This window comes from Mesorhizobium neociceri, from assembly GCF_013520985.1.
Lineage (GTDB): Bacteria > Pseudomonadota > Alphaproteobacteria > Rhizobiales > Rhizobiaceae > Mesorhizobium > Mesorhizobium neociceri.
This window is the reverse complement of record NZ_JACDTY010000052.1, coordinates 1-1,192: the sequence shown is the minus strand read 5'-3', so window position 1 is coordinate 1,192 and position 1,192 is coordinate 1. Positions and strand designations below refer to the sequence as shown.

Genomic DNA, 1,192 nt, shown 5'->3' with positions numbered 1-1,192 from the left:
GGGATCTTCCGCATATTTGGTGCAGGTGCCGGGATTCACGGGCGGTGCGAATGAGTCCATAGAGTCGGAATCGCAGTCGACGCCGGTGATTCGCCCGTGCTCCATGCCTTCCGCTCGCTGGTCTCGCCCGAGCTTTCGATTGTCCAAATTCTCCCACAGGCCGACAAGGTGGTGCTTGTAGCCCGGCCGAAGGCGACAGAATCGTGCTGTCCCTCCTGCGGCTGCCGAACCGGACGCGTCCACAGCCACTACATGCGCCGGGTGGCTGATCTGCCGTGGCAGGGACGGGTTGTCGAAATCCGACTTCACGCCAGGCGGTTCCGTTGCCCCGATCCGCAATGCCGTCAGCGGATCTTTACGGAACGATTGCCGGAAACGGTGCAGCCGAAAGCGAGACGCACCGCCCGCCTCGGCGAGAGCCAGTTGGTGATCGGCTTCGCGGTCGGCGGTGAATCCGGCTCGCGCCTGTCGCGCAAACTCGCCATGCCGGTAAGCGGCGATACGCTGCTGCGGATGATCCGCGCAGCCGGGTTCGACCCGCCGGACGCGCCGCGGGTGGTCGGCATCGACGACTGGGCCTGGCGCAAGGGGCAGCGCTACGGAACGATCATCTGCGATCTGGAGCGCAACCGCGTGCTGGATCTATTGCCGGACCGAAATGCCCACACGGTCGCGTCATGGCTGAAACGTCATCCGGGCATCGAAGTCATCGCTCGCGATCGCGCCGGCGTTTATGCTGACGGCGCCCGTCGCGGTGCGCCCGATGCAACGCAGGTCGCCGACCGCTGGCATCTTCTCCAGAACCTGGGCGAAGCGTTGCGTCTGGCCCTCGGCCGCCATCGCAAAGCGGTCAGTGCCGCCGGAAAGGCGATGATGGCCGAGATGAGTGGCGATGACGACGCCAATCCGGAACCATCAGTGGAGACTTCCCCGAAGCTTGATGGCCTGCGCCGGTCGCGCCGCAACCAGCGCAGTGAACTCTATGCAGAAGTCCTTGATTTGCGGACGACCGGCATGTCGCCGCGACAGATCGCGCCCCGGACCGGCATGAGCGTGAGAACGGTCGAGCGCTGGCTTGCAGCGGGCGGGGAGCCCGAGCACCGGCGGCCGCCCGCGCGCTCGGTTCTCATGGATCCTTTCCAGGAGTATCTCGAAGGACGCTGGCAGGAAGGCCAACGTAACGGGTTGCACC

1 protein-coding gene is annotated in these 1,192 nt (G+C 65.5%); it reads left to right on the top strand.

What is annotated here, in order from left to right; genetic code table 11:
• Positions 1-96 precede the first annotated feature (96 nt).
• Positions 97-1,192: ISL3 family transposase (locus tag H0241_RS35255; RefSeq protein ID WP_181062289.1), on the top strand; the 1,096-nt coding region annotated here is incomplete at its 3' end.